We start from the raw sequence: 17713 nt of genomic DNA on the forward strand, positions 1-17713 counted from the left end.
CCCGGGGCCGCCGCCCGCCCCGCTCACCAGGCCATGTCCTCCAGCGCATCCAGGTCCAGCGGCGCCGCCGGCGGCGGCTCCGTACCCCCGGTCAGCGGCAGCTGGGCCCAGATGACCTTCCCGCGGTCGGTGTACCGGGTGCCCCACCGTTCGGCGTACTGCGCGACGAGGAACAGCCCGCGCCCGCCCTCGTCGGTGGTGGCCGCGTACCGCAGGTGCGGGGAGGTGCTGCTGCCGTCGGAGACCTCGCAGATCAGGCTCCGGTCGCGCAGCAGGCGGACCCGGACGGGCGCGCTCCCGTACCGGATCGCGTTGGTGACCAGCTCGCTGAGGATCAGCTCCACGGGGAAGGCGAGGTCCTCCAGACCCCACTCCACGAGCTGCGCCGAGCCGGCGTTGCGCACCCGCGAGACGGCCGAGGGCTCGCCGGGCACCTCCCATTCGGCGATCCGGTCCGCCTCCAGCCGCCGGGTGTCCGCGATCAGCAGGGCGATGTCGTCGCTCGGAACCGGGAACAGCATCGCGTCCAGCACGTCCGAGGCCGCCTGGTCGGGGCTGCGGCCGGGCCGCGCCAGCGTGTCGGCGAGCAGCCGCAGGCCGGTGTCGAAGTCCCGGTCCCGGTCCTCCACCAGGCCGTCGGTGAACAGCACGAGCCGGCTGCCCTCGGGCACCTCGAAGTCGACCGCCTCGAAGGGCATCCCGCCCACGCCGAGCGGGATCCCGGCCGGCAGCTCGGGGAACTCCACCCGGCCGTCGGGGCGGATCAGCGCCGGCCCGGGATGCCCGGCGCTCGCCATCCGGCACCGCCCGGAGACCGGATCGTAGACCGCGTAGAGGCAGGTGGCGCCGGTGACGGCGGAGGTGCGTCCGGTCGCGGCGCCGGGCTCCGGGTCCTCCCCGCCCGCACCGCTCCCGTCCCCGTCCCCGCTCCCGTCCCCGTCCCCGCTCCCGTCCCCGTTCACGTGCGCGTTCCCGTTCCCGGTCGGGGCTCCGTCCGCCGGCCAGCCCCCGGCCTCGTCCTGGTCGATCCGGTTGATCAGCTCGTCCAGATGTCCGAGCAGCTCGTCGGGCGGCAGGTCCAGGGTGGAGAAGTTGTGCACCGCGGTCCGCAGCCGGCCCATGGTGGCCGCGGCGTGCACCCCGTGACCGACGACGTCGCCCACGACCAGCGCCACCCGGGCACCCGGCAGCAGGATCACGTCGAACCAGTCGCCCCCCACCCCCGCCGTCGCCGGCAGATAGCGGTAGGCCACCTCCACGGCGCTCTGGTCGGGCAGCACCCGGGGCAGGAGGCTGCGCTGGAGGGTCACCGCCATCGCGTGCTCACGGGTGAAACGACGCGCGTTGTCGATGGAGACGGCCGCCCGCGCGCCCAGCTCCTCCGCGAAGGACAGGTCCTCCCCGTCGAAGGGCTCCGGGGTGTCCGCGCGCCAGAAGTTGGCCATCCCCAGGACCACCCCGCGAGCCTGGAGCGGTACGGAGATCAGCGAGTGCAGCCCGTACTCCAGGGCCACCCGGGTGCCCTGGGAGTCCTGCGCCCGCCAGCCCATGGCCGCGTTCAGATCGGCCGCCAGCACCGCGTGCCCGGCGTCCAGGGCGGCCGCCATCGGGGCCGTCGGCACCTCGAACCGGATCAGGTCGCCGACCGGCTGCAGCGGCGAGTCGGTGCGGATGCCGCTGATGGCGGCCCGGCGCATCTCGGTGTACACACCGGTGCCGGAGGGCTCGTCGCCGCGGAGCACGGGCTCCAGCAGCTCCACCGTCACGAAGTCGGCGAAGCGTGGCACGGCCACCTCCGACAGCTCCTCGGCGGTCCGTGCCACGTCCAGCGTGGTGCCGATCCGCACACCCGCGTCGTACAGCAGCTGCAGGCGGCTGCGGGCGACCTCGGCCCGGCCGGAGAGCGAGGCGAGCTCGGTGGAGTCGCGCAGGGTCACCACGCGGCCCGCCGGCCGCCCCGCGTACGCCATCGTGGGCCGTACGTTGACCGCGAGCAGCCGGTCGCCCGCCAGGTGCACATGGTCCGTCACGACACGGCCCGACACGAGCAGCTCGGTGGTGCGCGGATCGAGGCCGAGGTCGCCGACGGCGCGCTCCTCGGCGTCCTGCGGCAGGTCCAGCAGCCTGCGGGCCTCGTCGTTGGCCAGGATGAGCCGCTGGTCGTTGCCGATGATGAGCACGCCCTCGCGCACGGCGTGCAGAACGGCCTCGTGGTGTTCGTTCATCCGGGTCATCTCGGCGGCGCCCAGGCCGCGGGTCTGGCGCAGCAGCCGCCGGCTGACCAGGGCGGCTCCGGCGGTACCGAGCAGCAGACCGGCCGCCGTGGCGCCCAGGAGGAGCGGGAGCTGCCCCTCGACGGCGTGGCTGACGTTCTCGACCTCTATCCCGGTGGCGACCAGGCCGATGACGTCGCCGCCCGCGTTCCGTACGGGCACCACCGCCCGGACGGCGTCGCTCGGCTGCCCCTTGAACACCTGGGTGAACGATTCTCCGGCGACGGCCCGGGAGATGTCCGAGGCCCGCTTCCCGATCAGCTCGGGCCGCGAGTCGGTGTAGCGGACCCCACGGAGGTCCATCACCGCGATGAAGTCGAGGCCCGACGCCCTGCGGGCGCCCTCGGCCAGCGGCTGGAGCGCGGCCGTCGGATCCGGCGACAGCAGTGCCTCCGGGAGGCCGGGGGCGTGCGCGAAGGCCTCGGCCGCGGCCAGCGAGCGGTTGCGCGCGTCGCGCTGGCTGTCGTAACGGGCCTGGAAGACCAGGGCCAGCGCGGCGGCGGTGATCAGCAGCACCACGATCACCGCCTGGAGGGCGAAGACCTGACCGGCGACGCTGTGCGCCCCCCGGGACAGGCGCGCGGACATGTGCGAACCCCTCCCGGTCGGCTGTCGCCCCGAACGTCCGGTCATGAGCCCTTTCTAACACTGTCCAGGGCTTCGGGCGTGACCGGACGGTCCGCGCGCCCGGGCCCCGGGCGGGGAGCCGGCCGGGGCCCGGTCCCCGGTCGGGGGACCGGGCCCCGGGGTCGGGGTGGATCAGAGGACGTCGGCGGCGATGTTCGCCGCGACCTGCTCCAGCAGGGGACCCGCGTTCGGGATGGACTTGGCCGGGTCGGGCTCCAGGTCCGTCAGCGGGTACGCCTTGCGGATGCCGGCCGCCTCCAGGGCCTCCCGGCCCAGCAGCAGCCTCCCGCAGACCGCCACGACCGGCTTGCCCGCGGCGCGCGCGGCCGCCGCGACGCCCGCGGGGGCCTTGCCGTGCAGGGTCTGCTCGTCCAGCGAGCCCTCACCGGTGATGACGAGCGTGGCCCGCTCCAGCGCCGGCGCGAAACCCAGCACCTCCAGCATCAGCTCGATGCCGGGCCGGAAGCTCGCGCCCAGCAGCAGCGCGCCGTAGCCGATGCCGCCTGCACCGCCCGCGCCGGGGGAGGCGGCGAGCTCGGTGGCCCTGGGGCCGATCGACTTCTCCAGCACCTGCGCGTAGTGGGCCAGCGCCGCGTCGAGCGTCGCCACGTCCTCGGGCGAGGCGCCCTTCTGCGGGCCGTAGACGGCCGCGCAGCCCTTGGGGCCGGTCAGCGGGTTGTCCACGTCGCTGGCCAGGACGAAGTCGACCTCCGCGAAGCGCGGATCCACGCCCGACAGGTCGGCGGAGGCCAGATCGGCCAGCGCGCCGCCGCCCGGACCGACCGGTTCGCCGTTCGCATCCAGGAACACCGCCCCGAGCGCCGCCAGCATCCCGGCGCCGCCGTCCGTGGTGGCGCTGCCGCCGACGCCGAAGACGATCGAGCGGGCGCCCGCGTCCAGCGCGGCCCTGAGGACCTCGCCCGAGCCGTACGTGGTCGCCGTCAGCGCGGCGAAGGTGCCCGCCGGCAGCAGCTGGAGGCCGGAGGCCTCCGCCATCTCGACCACCGCGGTGCCCCCGCGCAGCGCGAAGGCTGCCGTGACCTGGTCACCGAGGGGCCCGGTGACCCGTACCTCCCGGCGTTCGAAACCGGCCGCCACGGCGGCCGCGACCGTCCCGTCGCCGCCGTCCGCGACGGGGAGGGTCTCGATCTCCACGCCGGGTACGGCCCTGCGAAGGCCGGCCGTCACCCGCTCCGCGACCTGAACGGCCGTGAGCGAGCCCTTGAATTTGTCCGCGGCGATGAGCACGCGCGCGGCCTCAGTTACTGCTCCGTCCGTCACCTTGCTATCCCTTGCTATCGAACAGTGCAGTCGCGCCGCCATGAGCTTATCCGGAGGATCCTCCTATGCCCATGAGTGGCATGGGCCACACCCGGCGCGCCATGCGCTTAAAGAGGGATATTCGCCTGCATAGTGTGGCCGCATGAGCGCCGAATCACTGGAACAGCCACGTCCGGACACCCCGGGAGGCAGCCCCGGCAGTCCCGTGGAAGGCGCCCCCGACCGCACCATCGTCACCGTCGGCGTGATCGCCGTACTGGCCGTCGTCGCCTGGGCGGCCCTCGCCGGAGACTTCTTCGACGCCGTGTCGAGCACGGCGCTGACCTGGGTCCTGGACAACTTCGCCTGGCTGTTCGTGATCGCCGCCGACGTCTTCCTCGTCATGTGCGTGGTCCTCGCGGTCAGCCGCTTCGGCCGGATCCGGCTCGGCGCGGACGACTCCGAGCCCGAGTTCACCAACCTCTCGTGGATCGCGATGATGTTCAGCGCCGGCATGGGCATCGGCCTGATGTTCTACGGGGTGGGGGAGCCGCTCACCCACTACCTGGCCCCGCCGCCCGCCTCCGGAGCGGCTCCCGGTACGGGCGCGGCCGCCCTCGTGGCCATGGAGTACTCCTTCTTCCACTGGACCCTCACCCCGTGGGCCATCTACGGCATCGCCGGTCTCGCCCTCGCCTACGCCACCTTCCGCAAGGGCCGCGGCAACCGCCTCAGCTCCGCCTTCGTCCCCCTGATCGGCCGGGAGCGGGCCGACGGCGCACCCGGCAAGGCCATCGACCTGCTCGCCGTCTTCGCGACCGTCTTCGGCACCGCCACCAGCCTCGGCCTCGGCGCCCTCCAGGTCTCCGAGGGCCTCAGCCTCACCACCGGGATCGAGGACTCCACCACCGTCGAGCTGGTCATCATCTGCTCGCTCTCGGCGGCCTTTGTGGTCTCCGCCTTCTCCGGCCTGCACAGGGGCGTGAAATGGCTGAGCACCAGCAACATCGTGCTCGCCACCGTCCTGATGCTCTTCGTCTTCCTGCTCGGGCCCACCGTCTACATCCTCGACGTCATCCCCTCCAGCGTCGGCGGCTACCTGAGCGAGCTGGTGCCCATGGCCACCCGTACCGGTGCCTTCACCGACAGCGCCTGGCTCGGCGCCTGGACGATCTTCTACTGGGCGTGGTGGCTGTCCTGGGCGCCCTTCGTCGGCACCTTCATCGCCCGCATCTCACGGGGCCGCACCATCCGCGAGTTCCTCATCGGAGTGCTGCTCGTGCCCAGCGGGGCCACCGTCATCTGGTTCTGTGTCATGGGCGGCACCGCCATCCGCTTCGACTCCACCGGCGCCGTCGACTTCGCGTCCGAGCTCAAGGAGGGCACCGAGGCCTCGCTCTTCGCGATGCTGGACGAACTGCCGCTGTCCACGCTCACCTCGTGGCTCGCCATGGTCCTCGTCATGACCTACTTCGTGACCAGCGCCGACTCCGCCTCGCTCGTCATGGGCTCCCTCACCAGCCGCGGCTCCCTCCACCCGCCCACCTGGCTCGTCGTCACCTGGGGCGTGCTGATGGCCTCCGTGGCCGCGGTGCTGCTCCTCGCCGGCGGCCTGAAGTCCCTGCAGACCGCCACCATCCTGGTCGCGCTGCCCTTCGTCGTCGTCATGCTGCTGCTCTGCTGGGCCCTGTTCAAAGAGCTCCGCGAGGACCCCGGCGCGGGTCCCGCCCGCCACCATCCGCTGCACGGCATCCGGGACGCGGTCCGGGCCATGGTCGGCGATGCCGTCAGCGAGCAGGGGAGCGGCGGACACCGCCACCACTTCCACCTGCGCCGCGCCGCGCAGTCCAGGGGAGGGGGTCCGGAGGACGGCCCCGGTGCGGGACCGGGGCCGGGAGTCTGACGGGCGGCCCCTCGGTAGGGTGGCCGGGTGACCACCACGGATGACTTCGCCACGTACATCGCGAGCCTGCCCCGGGTGCTGGCCGGCGCGGCCGCCCTCTACCGGGACGCCGAGGGCCGGGTCCTGATCGTCGAGCCCAACTACCGCGAGGGCTGGGCCCTGCCGGGCGGCACCGTCGAGTCGGACCAGGGCGAGTCGCCGCGCACCGCCGCCCGCCGGGAGAGCGCCGAGGAGATCGGCATCGACGTCCCGCTCGGCCGCCTGCTCGCCGTGGACTGGACGCTCGGCCCCGACCGCCCGCCGCTCGTCGCCTACCTCTACGACGGGGGAGTGCTCGACGAGGCCCAGCTCGCCTCGATCAGGCTCCAGGAGGAGGAACTGCTCTCGTGGCGGCTGGTCGACCCCGCCGAACTCACCGCCTACCTGCCCGGATCGCTGGGACGGCGCGCCGAAGAGGCCTGCCGGGTCCTCCGGTCGGGCGAGGGCACCGCGGAACTGGAGAACGGCAGGCCCCCGGCCACCCCCTGAACGCCCGGCTCACTTCGACCAGGACAGAATCAAAAGATGATCACGATGTACGCCTGGCCCAGCACGGCCGACGGGCCGGACGCCCTGCCCATGGTCCATTTCACGACGGACGAGCAGGCCGGCGGCGAGGTCACCCCCGAGGGGACGCCGGTGTGGCTCTTCGACACCGCGATACGCGAGGGCGGTTGGTCCCTGTTCGCCGACTTCGAGGGCTGGTCCGCACCCGCCTCCGAGTGGCGGGCCCTCTACCGCCGTGAGGACGACTTCCTCGCCGTCACCGGTCCCGGCGCCTGCGCAGGCTGGTACGAGGGAACGCTCGGCGCCGACGCCGACTGGGTGGCGGCGGCCGCCACCCAGCAGAGCGTGGTGCTGCTCGCCGCCCCCGTGCAGCACCCCTCGCTCTTCGGCTACGCCGTGGAGGCCGGCGCCGCCTTCGCACTGCTCGTCCCCCTCCTGGTGGTCTGACCCCGGGTCAGGCCAGCAGCTTGGCCTTGGCGCGGTCGAACTCCTCCTGGGTGATGTCGCCCTTGTCCTTGAGGGCGGAGAGCTTGTGCAGTTCGTCCGCCGAACCGCCGCCGGGGGCCGCCGCCTGCTGGACGTAGCTCTTGAAGGCCGCCTCGTTCTCCTGCATCTGCTTCATCTCCCGCTCGGTCATGCTCTTCCCGCGGGCGATGAGGTACACGAACACGCCGAGGAAGGGCAGGATCAGGACGAAGATCAGCCATCCCGCCTTGCCCCAGCCGCCCAGCGTGTGGTCACGGAAGATGTCCGTGATGATCTTGAAGAGCAGGAAGAACCACATGATCCAGAGGAACAGCCACAGCATCGTCCAGAAGAGGTTCAGAAGCGGATAGTCGTCCATGCCCGGCTCCGATCGTGTAGCGGTACCTCTTTCATACAGGTGCTCCTGTATGTCCGCATTCGGAGCGGTAAGTTATCGACTCCTTGGAGTGACTTCGGCCCCGCCGCCGCTGGGGCGACCCCGTCGGCGGGCACCCGGGTGCTTGCCTGGGGTCCCGGGCCGCACGCCGTGGCCGCAGCAGACCCTCAGGAGCACCCACACATGGCCGCACCCCAGGAACCGGACGGCGCGAAGGTCGAAGCCTTCATGGAAAAGGCGCTCGGCGACCTGAGCGGGGCCATGGCCACCGCCCTGTGCGCCCTCGGCGACCGGCTCGGCCTGTTCCAGGACCTCGCCGCCCACGGCCCGGCCCGCAGCCAGGACCTGGCGGACCGACTGGACCTGCGCGAACGCTACGTCCGCGAGTGGCTGCGCGGCCTCACGGCCGTCGGCTACCTCACCGAGCCGGAACCGGGCACCTTCGCGCTGCCCCCCGAGCACGTCCCCGCACTGGCCGACGAATCGGGACCGATGTTCCTGGGCGGCGTCCACCAGATGCTCCCCGGCCTGTGGCAGCCCTACGAACAACTCGTGGAAGCCTTCCGGACGGGCGGCGGCGTGCCCCAGACCGCCTACCCGCCCTCCGTGTGGGACGGAATGAGCCGCTTCTCCGGCAGCTGGTTCGAGAGCGTCATGATCGACGACTGGCTCTCCACCTTCCCGCACGTCGTGGGGAAGCTCGAACGCGGCAGCCACGTCGCCGACGTCGGCTGCGGCGCGGGCCGCGCCCTGACCGTCCTCGCCAAGGCGTTCCCGCGCTCCCGGTTCACGGGCTTCGACGTCTTCCCGGCACAGGTCGAACGCGCCCGCGCCAACGCCGACCGGGCGGGGGTCGCCGACCGGGTCTCCTTCCGCGTCCTCGACGTCGCACAGGGCCTGCCCGGCCGGTACGACATCGTCACCACCTTCGACGTCATCCACGACGCGGCGGACCCGCGGGGTCTGCTCGCCGCCATCAGGGCCGCCGTCAAGGACAACGGCGACTACCTCATGCTCGAAGTCAACTCCCGGGACCGCCCCGAGGACAACGTCGGCCCCGTCGCCTCACTCCTGTACGGATTCAGCGTCTTCTACTGCATGACCACGTCCCTGGCCGGCGACGGAGCCGCCCTCGGCACCTGCGGCCTGCCCGAGGAGACCGTCCGCGCCCTCTGCGCCGAAGCCGGCTTCACGGAGGTCACCCGTTCCCCCGCCGAAGACCCCTTCAACGTCCTCTACGACGTCAGGCCCTGACCGGCCTCGAAGGCCAGCAGCCGCACCTTGCGCTCCACCCCGCCGCCGTAGCCGGTCATGCTGCCCGAAGCACCGATCACCCGGTGGCACGGCACGATGATGCCGACCGGGTTCTTCCCGTTCGCCAGACCCACCGCGCGCGAGGCGTTGGGCTTGCCCAGCCTCGCCGCGAGCTCCCCGTACGACCACGTCTCGCCGTACGGGATCCGTACGAGCTGGTCCCAGACGCTGCGCTGGAACTCCGTGCCCTCAAGCCGCAGGGGGAGGTCGAAGGCGGTCAGCTCACCGGCGAAGTAGGCGGTCAGCTGGCGCACCACTTCCGGGAAGGGATCCTCCGTGGCGGCCACCCGCTGCCCGAAGGACTCCTCGGCCGGCCGGTGGCGCTGCCCGGTCATGTACAGGCCACCGAGGACGCCGTCCACGGCGACCAGCGTGAGCGGACCGTACGGGCTGTCGACGACGGTGTGCTGCTTGACGTTCATGTCGGCTCCTCAGGCGGGCAGGTGGTTGATGGGGTGGGAGTCCGTGGCCCACAGGTACTGGACGGCGTACGCGCGCCACGGCCGCCAGCCGGCAGCCCGCGCCGCCAGCGCGGAGGGGGTGGACGGCAGACCGAGCCCCCGCGCCGCGCGCCGGACACCCAGATCGGACGGCAGGAACGCGTCCGGGTCGCCCAGCGCCCGCATCGCGATCACCTCCGTCGTCCACGGACCGAAACCGGGCAGTGCCGCGAGCTGCGCCCGGGCCGCGTCCCAGTCGCTGTCGAAGCCGAGCGGCAGCGAACCGTCGGCCAGCGCCGAGACCAGGGTGGTGAGCGTGGCCCGCCGACTGCGCGGCAGGGCCAGCGACTCGGGGTCGAGCCCGGCCAGGGCCTGCGGGGAGGGGAAGAGGTGGGTCAGCCCGCCCGTCGGGTCCTCGACGCGCTCGCCGTACGCCGTGACCAGCCGGGCGGCGTGCGTGCGGGCCGCCGCCGTGGACACCTGCTGGCCCAGCACGGCCCGTACGGCGAACTCCGCCGCGTCGACCGTACGGGGAACCCTGCGGCCGGGAGCCTTGTCCACCAGCGGCGCCAGCAGGGGATCGGAGCGCAGCTGCTCGTCGACGGCCTCGGGGTCGGCGTCGAGGTCGAGCATCCAGCGGCAGCGGCTGATGGCGATGGTCAGGTCGCGCAGGTCGGTGAGGGCGAGTCGGCAGCCGATGTGGTCGGGCTGCGGGGTGAGGGCGACGACGCCGGTGCCGTGGGGGAGGCGCAGGGTGCGGCGGTAGGCGCCGTCGCGCCACTCCTCGACCCCGGGGACCGCCGTCGCGGCGAGGTGCCCGAAGAGGTTGTCGGGGTTCAGGGGTGTGCGGAACGGCAGCCGCAGACTGATCGTCCCCGGGATCCGGGGCGGGGCGTCCTTCTTCCGTCCGGCCTTCACGGACCGCTCCCGCAGCTCGCTGGGGGAGAGGGCGAAGACCTCGCGGACGGTGTCGTTGAAGGTCCGGATGGAGGAGAAGCCGGCCGCGAAGGCGACGTCGCCCATCGGCAGCTCGGAGGTCTCGATGAGCAGCCGGGCCGTCTGCGCGCGCTGGGCCCTGGCCAGGGCGAGGGGTCCCGCGCCGAGCTCGGCGCCCAGCTGGCGCTCCACCTGGCGGGTGGAGTAGCCGAGGCGGGCGGCCAGGCCCGGGACGCCCTCGCGGTCGACGACCCCGTCCTGGATGAGGCGCATCGCCCGGGCGACGGCGTCGGCGCGGGCGTTCCACTCGGGGGAACCGGGGCTGGTGTCGGGCCGGCACCGCTTGCACGCGCGGAACCCGGCCTGCTGGCAGGCGGCGGCACTGGGCAGGAAGGTCATGTTCTCGACCTTCGGCGGCACGGCGGGGCAACTGGGGCGGCAGTAGATCCGGGTGGTCAGGACGGCGGTGAAGAACCAGCCGTCGAAGCGGGCGTCCTTCGACTGCACGGCCCTTACGCAACGCTCTGTGTCGGTGTGCATGGCTCCAGGATCCGGGGCGTGATCTCCGGCGGCTGGCGGTTTTCCGACATCAAGGCTAACTCTGGCCGGCGGCGGGGCGGGGGCTCGGCGGGGTCGGGCGGGGCCGGTGGTGGGGGCGGGGCCGTGGCCGGCGGCGGGGCGGGGACCGTCCGGGGTAGGCATGATTTATGGCCCCTGGACCAGTTCGGAAAGGGCCCGGAGGTGAGGGCCACAAATCACGTTTTACACCCCGGACGGCCCCCACCCCACCACCGCCCCCGGCCCCACCCCCGCCGCCCCCGGACACGCCGCCCCCGGACACGCGAGGAGGCCCCGGATGCCGATGGCATCCGGGGCCTCCTCGAACCTGCCGAGCTAGCGCAGCGACGTCGCTCGGGCCTCGCGGCGGTTGTGGCGGAAGGTGTTGGCCCTCCGCGTCGTCGCGAACAGCGGAATGGTCGCCGCCATCGCGATCTGCAGGGCGCAGCCGGTCTGGAGCAGCAGCTGACCACCCGGGGCGTCGAACGCCCAGGCCGCCAGGAGCCCCATCGCGCTGATGATCCAGGAGAGCATCGCCACCGCGAGGACACCCCGCGGCTTGGGGTACTCGACCCGGCTCACCATCAGCCAGGCCACCCCGATGATCGCCAGCAGCGTCGGGATGAACGGCAGCTCCAGCAGGACGATCGAGACGACCGTCAGCGCGCCGAACGGGCTCGGCATGCCCTGGAACATGCCGTCCTTCATCGTCACGCAGCTGAATCTCGCGAGCCGGAGCACCACGGCGAGCAGCACCACGATCGCGGCCAGTGCCGACATCTTCTGGTCCGCGTCGACGGCGACCATGCCGTAGACGAGGACGAAGTAGGCCGGGGCCAGGCCGAAGCTGATCAGGTCGGACAGGTTGTCCAGCTCGGCACCCATCGGCGAGCTGCGCAGCTTGCGGGCCACGATGCCGTCGAAGAGGTCGAAGACCGCGGCGAGCAGCATCAGTATCACGGCCGTGGCGGCGCTGTTGCGGGCCATGCCCGTCTCGCCGCTCCCCGTGAGGTGCGGGATGAGGATTCCGGTGGTGGTGAAGTACACCGCCATGAATCCGCACGTGGCGTTGCCGAGGGTGAGGGTGTCCGCTATCGACAGCCGCAGCGAGAGCGGCATGTCGTCCTCGGCGGACTCCTCCTCGGTGGACTCGGGCACCCAGCCGGTGGCCGGAGTCTCAGGGTCAGTCACGGTCAATTCGTGTCACCCCCGCGGTGGTGGCCTGACCGACCTCGACCGCGACCTCGACGCCCTCCGGGAGGTAGATGTCGACGCGGGAGCCGAAGCGGATCAGACCGATGCGTTCGCCCTGCTCCACCTTGGTGCCGGCCGGCAGGTACGGGACGATGCGCCGGGCGACGGCACCGGCGATCTGCACCATCTCGATGTCGCCGAGCTCGGTGTCGAAGTGCCAGACAACGCGCTCGTTGTTCTCGCTCTCCTTGTTGAAGGCCGGGACGAATCCGCCGGGGATGTGCTCCACGGACGTCACCGTGCCCGCGAGGGGCGCGCGGTTGACGTGGACGTTGAGCGGGCTCATGAAGATCGCGACCCGGGTCCGTCCGTCCTTCCACGGCATGATGCTCTGCACCACACCGTCGGCGGGCGAGATCACACGGCCCTGAGCGATCTCGCGCTCGGGGTCGCGGAAGAACCACAGCATGCCCGCGGCGAGCGCGGTTGCGGGCACGGCCGCGGCGGCCCAGCGTCCGGACTTGCGGGCCCGGGTGAGGCTGAGCGCCGCCGTGGCGACGGTCGGCAGAAGCCACGGCGATGCTCCGCGGGCGAGACGTACACCGAGTCGGCTGTCGCGGGGTGCAGAGGTTTGGCTGTGGGGCATGGATGACCTTCGTAGCGGGTGATTGCCGCGCCGCAAACAGGGGGACGGGACGGCGGCTTTACTGGAATGCTATCGGTTGCGCGCAACAACTGGGCAAGCCAGAAGCCGAGTCGATGGCCGTCGGCCAGTGACTGGTAGTGACCTTGTTGCGACGGACCCGGGGAGGATCCGCCGCAAAAGGGACTTTCAGCCCTGGAGTCGGTACTCCTCAAGCAGGCGTCGCCCGATGATCATTTTCTGGATCTCGGCGGTACCTTCACCGATGAGCAGCATCGGAGCCTCGCGGTAGAGGCGCTCGATCTCGTACTCCTTCGAGAATCCGTATCCACCGTGGATGCGGAAGGCGTCCTCGACCACCTCCTTGCAGTACTCGGAGGCGAGGTACTTCGCCATCCCTGCTTCGAGGTCGTTTCGTTCCCCGGAGTCCTTTTTGCGTGCTGCGTTCACCATCATCGCATGAGCGGCTTCGACCTTGGTAGCCATCTCGGCCAGCTTGAACTGGATGGCCTGGTGTTCGGCGATCGCCTTGCCGAAAGTGTGACGTTGCTGGGCATAGGAGACACCCAGCTCGAAAGCACGCTGCGCGACGCCGCAGCCACGCGCCGCCACGTTGACCCGGCCGACCTCGACGCCGTCCATCATTTGGTAAAACCCTCGGCCGGTCTGGCCGCCGAGGACGCGATTGGCCGGAATGCGCAGTCCGTCCATGATGAGCTCGGTCGTGTCGACGCCCTTGTAGCCCATCTTGTCGATCTTGCCGGGGATGGTCAGGCCGGGGCGGACCTCACCGAAGCCGGGCTCCTTCTCGACGAGGAAGGTCGTCATCGACTTGTGGGGCGCCGTGCCCTCGGGGTGTCCTTCGTCACTTCGGACGAGAACGGCCACCAGGGTGGAGCTGCCGCCGTTCGTCAGCCACATCTTCTGGCCGTTCAGGACGTACTCGTCGCCGTCCTTCACCGCCTTGGACGTGATGGCCGACACGTCGGAGCCGAGCGCCGGCTCCGACATCGAGAACGCGCCGCGCACCTCGCCCAGCGCCATGCGCGGGAGGAAGTGGTCCTTCTGCTCCTGCGTGCCGTGCTGCTTGAGCATGTACGCCACGATGAAGTGCGTGTTGATGATGCCCGAGACGGACATCCAGCCCCGCGCGATCTCCTCGACGCACAGGGCGTACGTGAGGAGCGACTCACCCAGGCCGCCGTACTCCTCCGGGATCATCAGCCCGAAGAGGCCGAGCTCCTTGAGGCCGTCGACGATCGCTTGCGGGTACTCGTCGCGGTGCTCCAGCTCGGTGGCGACCGGGATGATCTCCTTGTCGACGAACTCGCGGACGGTCTTGAGGATCTCCCGCTGGACGTCGGTCAGCCCGGCGGTCTGGGCGAGTCGGGCCATGGCTACTTCTCCTGGGTCTTCAGCTGGGGGCGGCCGGGCTGCTCGCCGCCGCGCTCCTTGATGTACGTCTCGGTCGGGACCATCACCTTGCGCCGGAAGACGCAGACGAGGGTGCCGTCCTGCTTGTAGCCCTTGGTCTCGACGTAGACGATGCCGCGGTCGTTCTTCGACTTCGACGGGGTCTTGTCGAGGACCGTGGTCTCGCCGTAGATCGTGTCGCCGTGGAAGGTCGGCGCCACGTGCCGCAGGGACTCGATCTCCAGGTTGGCGATGGCCTTCCCGGAGACGTCCGGCACGGACATGCCGAGCAGCAGCGAGTAGATGTAGTTGCCCACGACCACGTTCTTGCCGAAGTCGGTGGTGTTCTCGGCGTAGTTCGTGTCCATGTGGAGCGGGTGGTGGTTCATGGTCAGGAGGCAGAAGAGGTGGTCGTCGTACTCCGTGACCGTCTTCCCGGGCCAGTGCTTGTAGACCGCCCCGACCTCGAACTCCTCGTACGTGCGTCCGAACTGCATGGGTCTCAGGCCTCCGCCGTCTTCTCGGTCGAGGGGTGTTCGAACTTGGTGGTGCGCTGCATGCCGGCGGCGCGGCCCTTGCCCGCGATGACCAGGGCCATCTTGCGGCTGGCCTCGTCGATCATCTCGTCGCCGAGCATCGCGGAGCCCTTCTTGCCGCCGGCCTCCGAGGTGCACCAGTCGTACGCGTCGAGGATCAGCTCGGCGTGGTCGTAGTCCTCCTGGGAGGGGGAGAAGACCTCGTTTGCCGCGTCGACCTGGCCGGGGTGCAGCACCCACTTGCCGTCGAAGCCCAGCGCCGCCGCCCGGCCGGCCACCTCGCGGTAGGCGTCCACGTCGCGGATCTGGAGGAAGGGGCCGTCGATGGCCTGGAGGTTGTGCGTACGGGCCGCCATCAGGATCCGCATCAGGATGTAGTGGTAGGCGTCCGCCGGGTAGCCGGGCGGCTGCATGCCCACGACCAGGGACTTCATGTTGATGGAGGCCATGAAGTCGGCCGGGCCGAAGATGATGGTCTCCAGCCGGGGCGAGGCGGCGGCGATCTCGTCGACGTTGACCAGGCCCTTGGCGTTCTCGATCTGCGCCTCGATGCCGATCTTGCCGACCTCGAAGCCCATGGTCTTCTCGATCTGGGTCAGCAGGAGGTCGAGGGCCACGACCTGCTGGGCGTCCTGCACCTTCGGCAGCATGATGCAGTCGAGGTTCTGGCCGGCGCCCTCGACGACGGTGATGACGTCGCGGTAGGTCCAGTGGGTGGTCCAGTCGTTGACGCGCACCACGCGGGTCTTGCCGGTCCAGTCGCCGTTGTTCAGCGCGTCCACGATGGTGTGGCGGGCGCCTTCCTTGGCGAGCGGGGCGCAGGCGTCCTCCAGGTCCAGGAAGACCTGGTCGGCCGGCAGGCCCTGGGCCTTCTCCAGGAACCGCGGGTTCGAGCCGGGCACCGCGAGGCAGGAGCGGCGCGGGCGAAGGCGGTTGACCGGGTGGACTGGCGTGGTCATGCGGGGACCTCCGTGCTTGCGATGATTGCGGCGTTGTCGAGTGGGTCGAGCTTGTTGGCCTTGCGGATCTCGTCGACGATACGGCCGATGATCTCCGTGATGCCGAAGTCCTTCGGCGTGAAGACCGCGGCGACCCCCGCGGCCCTGAGCGCGACGGCGTCGGCGTTCGGAATGATGCCTCCGACGATGACGGGGATGTCACCCGCCCCCGCCGTGCGCAGCCGCTCCAGGACGTCCGGGACCAGGGCGCTGTGCGATCCGGACAGGATGGACAGTCCCACGCAGTGCACGTCCTCGGCCAGCGCGGCGGAGGAGATCTCCTCGGGCGTCAGCCTGATGCCCTGGTAGACCACCTCGAAGCCGGCGTCGCGGGCGCGGACGGCGATCTGCTCGGCGCCGTTGGAGTGCCCGTCCAGGCCGGGCTTGCCCACCAGCAGGCGCAGCCGGCCGGAGCCGAGCTCGTCGGCGGTGCGGGTGACCTTCTCGCGGACCTCGTGCATCGGGGTGCCCGGTTCGGCGGCGACGGCGACGGGGGCCGAGGAGACCCCGGTCGGGGCGCGGAACTCGCCGAACACCTCGCGCAGGGCGCCCGCCCATTCGCCGGTGGTGACACCGGCCCGGGCGCACTCCAGGGTGGCCTCCATCAGGTTCTCGGTGCCCGCCGCGGCCTCCTTCAGGCGCTCCAGCGCCTGCTGGGTGGTGGGGAAGACGAACGGGTCGCCGTTGCCCTGGCGGTCCGAGGACTCCTGGCGCTCGGAGCGCCAGCGGCCGATGCGCTCCACGGTGAACGCCTCCGTCGCCGGGTCGACCGTCATGATCGCGCCGTCCAGGTCGGCCGTGAGCGGGTTCTCCTCGGTCTGCTCGAAGCAGTTGACACCGACGATCTTGTCCTCGCCGGCCTCGATTCGCGCCCGCCGTTCGGCGTGCGAGGAGACCAGCTCGCCCTTCAGGTAGCCGGACTCGACGGCGGCCATGGCGCCGCCCATCTCCTGGATCCGGTCGATCTCGGCCAGGCAGTCGGCGACCAGGGAGTCGACTTTGGCCTCGATGACGTGGGATCCGGCGAAGATGTCGTCGTACTCCAGCAGGTCGCTCTCGTGGGCGAGGACCTGCTGGATGCGCAGCGACCACTGCTGGTCCCAGGGCCGGGGCAGGCCCAGCGCCTCGTTCCAGGCGGGCAGCTGCACCGCGCGGGCGCGGGCGTCCTTGGAGAGGGTGACCGCGAGCATCTCCAGCACGATGCGCTGGACGTTGTTCTCCGGCTGCGCCTCGGTGAGTCCCAGGGAGTTGACCTGGACGCCGTAACGGAAGCGGCGCTGCTTCGCGTTCTCGATGCCGTAGCGCTCCTTGGTGACCTTGTCCCAGATACGGCCGAAGGCACGCATCTTGCACATCTCCTCGATGAAGCGGACGCCCGCGTTCACGAAGAAGGAGATACGGGCGACCACCTCGCCGAAGCGCTCCTCGGGAACCTGCCCCGAGTCGCGCACCGAGTCCAGGACGGCGATCGCCGTGGACATCGCGTACGAGATCTCCTGGACCGGGGTGGCCCCGGCCTCCTGCAGGTGGTAGCTGCAGATGTTGATCGGGTTCCACTTCGGGATGTGGTTGACCGTGTACGCGATCATGTCGGTCGTCAGCCGCAGGGACGGCCCCGGCGGGAAGACGTGCGTCCCGCGCGAGAGGTACTCCTTGACGATGTCGTTCTGGGTGGTGCCCTGGAGCTGGGAGATGTCCGCGCCCTGCTCCTCGGCGGCCACCTGGTAGAGCGCCAGCAGCCACATGGCGGTGGCGTTGATCGTCATCGAGGTGTTCATCTGCTCCAGGGGTATGTCCTGGAACAGCCGCCGCATGTCGCCCAGATGGGAGACCGGGACCCCGACCCGGCCCACCTCGCCGCGGGCGAGGATGTGGTCGGGGTCGTAGCCGGTCTGTGTCGGCAGGTCGAACGCGACCGACAGGCCGGTCTGGCCCTTGGCGAGGTTGCGGCGGTACAGCTCGTTGGACGCCTCGGCCGTGGAGTGGCCGGCGTACGTCCGCATGAGCCACGGACGGTCCTTCTGGCGCTCTGTCATCTCAGGCTGTCCCTTAGGCCTTTGAACGGACTCAGACGTTGCGGAAGCGGTTGATGGCGTCGAGGTGCTGGGCGCGCATCTCGTGGTCGCGGACGCCCAGGCCCTCCTCGGGGGCGAGCGCGAGGACGCCGACCTTGCCCTGGTGGAGGTTGCGGTGGACGTCGTAGGCGGCCT

General features: G+C 71.0%; 15 protein-coding genes and 1 pseudogene. 4 read left to right on the forward strand and 12 right to left on the reverse strand.

Translation table 11 applies throughout. From position 1 onward, the window contains the following. Positions 1 to 23: 23 nt before the first annotated feature. The gene (locus tag ACIPXC_RS18885; protein ID WP_401619177.1) at positions 24 to 2861 is read right to left on the reverse strand and encodes a SpoIIE family protein phosphatase; all 2838 of its coding nucleotides are present in this window, start codon (positions 2859 to 2861) and stop codon (positions 24 to 26) included. A gap of 171 nt (positions 2862 to 3032) precedes the next feature. Next, positions 3033 to 4181, reverse strand: coding sequence for a glycerate kinase (locus tag ACIPXC_RS18890; RefSeq protein WP_401619179.1), 1149 nt, complete (start codon positions 4179 to 4181; stop codon positions 3033 to 3035). A gap of 142 nt (positions 4182 to 4323) precedes the next feature. Between ACIPXC_RS18890 and ACIPXC_RS18895 the strand changes: the two genes are divergently transcribed. Genes ACIPXC_RS18895 through ACIPXC_RS18905 form a run of 3 tightly spaced genes read left to right on the forward strand, consistent with a single transcriptional unit; the run spans position 4324 to position 7056 of the window. Then, the gene (locus ACIPXC_RS18895) at positions 4324 to 6063 is read left to right on the forward strand and encodes a BCCT family transporter (RefSeq protein WP_401619182.1); all 1740 of its coding nucleotides are present in this window, start codon (positions 4324 to 4326) and stop codon (positions 6061 to 6063) included. A 27-nt stretch (positions 6064 to 6090) separates the two neighbouring features. Next, positions 6091 to 6591 (forward strand): NUDIX domain-containing protein, encoded by a 501-nt coding sequence (locus ACIPXC_RS18900; protein ID WP_401619185.1) that lies wholly within the window; start codon positions 6091 to 6093, stop codon positions 6589 to 6591. 36 nt (positions 6592 to 6627) lie between these two features. After that, positions 6628 to 7056: a hypothetical protein gene (locus tag ACIPXC_RS18905; protein ID WP_401619187.1), complete on the forward strand. Its 429-nt coding sequence runs from the start codon at positions 6628 to 6630 to the stop codon at positions 7054 to 7056. A 7-nt stretch (positions 7057 to 7063) separates the two neighbouring features. Here the strand turns inward: ACIPXC_RS18905 and ACIPXC_RS18910 are convergent, their stop codons facing one another. Next, the gene (locus tag ACIPXC_RS18910) at positions 7064 to 7453 is read right to left on the reverse strand and encodes an SHOCT domain-containing protein (protein WP_046779878.1); all 390 of its coding nucleotides are present in this window, start codon (positions 7451 to 7453) and stop codon (positions 7064 to 7066) included. Between the two features lie 201 nt (positions 7454 to 7654). Between ACIPXC_RS18910 and ACIPXC_RS18915 the strand changes: the two genes are divergently transcribed. Further along, on the forward strand, positions 7655 to 8725 hold the full coding sequence (locus tag ACIPXC_RS18915) for a class I SAM-dependent methyltransferase (protein ID WP_401619190.1): 1071 nt from the start codon (positions 7655 to 7657) through the stop codon (positions 8723 to 8725). Here the strand turns inward: ACIPXC_RS18915 and ACIPXC_RS18920 are convergent. The 9 genes and pseudogenes from ACIPXC_RS18920 to ACIPXC_RS18960 all read right to left on the reverse strand — a co-directional run. Beyond that, complete coding sequence (locus tag ACIPXC_RS18920) at positions 8707 to 9207, reverse strand: methylated-DNA--[protein]-cysteine S-methyltransferase (RefSeq protein ID WP_401619193.1); 501 nt, start codon at positions 9205 to 9207, stop codon at positions 8707 to 8709. The genes ACIPXC_RS18915 and ACIPXC_RS18920 overlap by 19 nt on opposite strands. Positions 9208 to 9216: 9 nt before the next feature. Continuing rightward, complete coding sequence (locus ACIPXC_RS18925) at positions 9217 to 10701, reverse strand: AlkA N-terminal domain-containing protein (RefSeq protein ID WP_401619196.1); 1485 nt, start codon at positions 10699 to 10701, stop codon at positions 9217 to 9219. Positions 10702 to 11055: 354 nt separating this feature from the next. Beyond that, complete coding sequence (gene pssA, locus ACIPXC_RS18930; protein WP_401619214.1) at positions 11056 to 11838, reverse strand: CDP-diacylglycerol--serine O-phosphatidyltransferase; 783 nt, start codon at positions 11836 to 11838, stop codon at positions 11056 to 11058. A 64-nt stretch (positions 11839 to 11902) separates the two neighbouring features. Continuing rightward, entirely contained in the window at positions 11903 to 12559 is a 657-nt protein-coding gene (locus ACIPXC_RS18935; protein ID WP_030027411.1) for a phosphatidylserine decarboxylase, read from the reverse strand. Between the two features lie 186 nt (positions 12560 to 12745). Continuing rightward, positions 12746 to 13951: an acyl-CoA dehydrogenase family protein gene (locus ACIPXC_RS18940; RefSeq protein ID WP_060177728.1), complete on the reverse strand. Its 1206-nt coding sequence runs from the start codon at positions 13949 to 13951 to the stop codon at positions 12746 to 12748. Positions 13952 to 13953: 2 nt separating this feature from the next. After that, positions 13954 to 14466, reverse strand: coding sequence for a MaoC family dehydratase (locus ACIPXC_RS18945; protein ID WP_401619200.1), 513 nt, complete (start codon positions 14464 to 14466; stop codon positions 13954 to 13956). A 5-nt stretch (positions 14467 to 14471) separates the two neighbouring features. Then, positions 14472 to 15464, reverse strand: coding sequence for an HpcH/HpaI aldolase/citrate lyase family protein (locus tag ACIPXC_RS18950; protein WP_386460195.1), 993 nt, complete (start codon positions 15462 to 15464; stop codon positions 14472 to 14474). Further along, a complete protein-coding gene (locus ACIPXC_RS18955) occupies positions 15461 to 17539 on the reverse strand; it encodes a protein meaA (protein ID WP_401619203.1) in 2079 nt (692 codons plus the stop codon). The genes ACIPXC_RS18950 and ACIPXC_RS18955 overlap by 4 nt, the downstream gene beginning before the upstream one ends. Before the next feature lie 31 nt (positions 17540 to 17570). After that, a pseudogene (locus ACIPXC_RS18960) lies at positions 17571 to 17713 on the reverse strand (crotonyl-CoA carboxylase/reductase); the annotation flags it as partial.

The organism is Streptomyces sp. NPDC090021 (assembly GCF_044748225.1).
Lineage (GTDB): Bacteria > Actinomycetota > Actinomycetes > Streptomycetales > Streptomycetaceae > Streptomyces.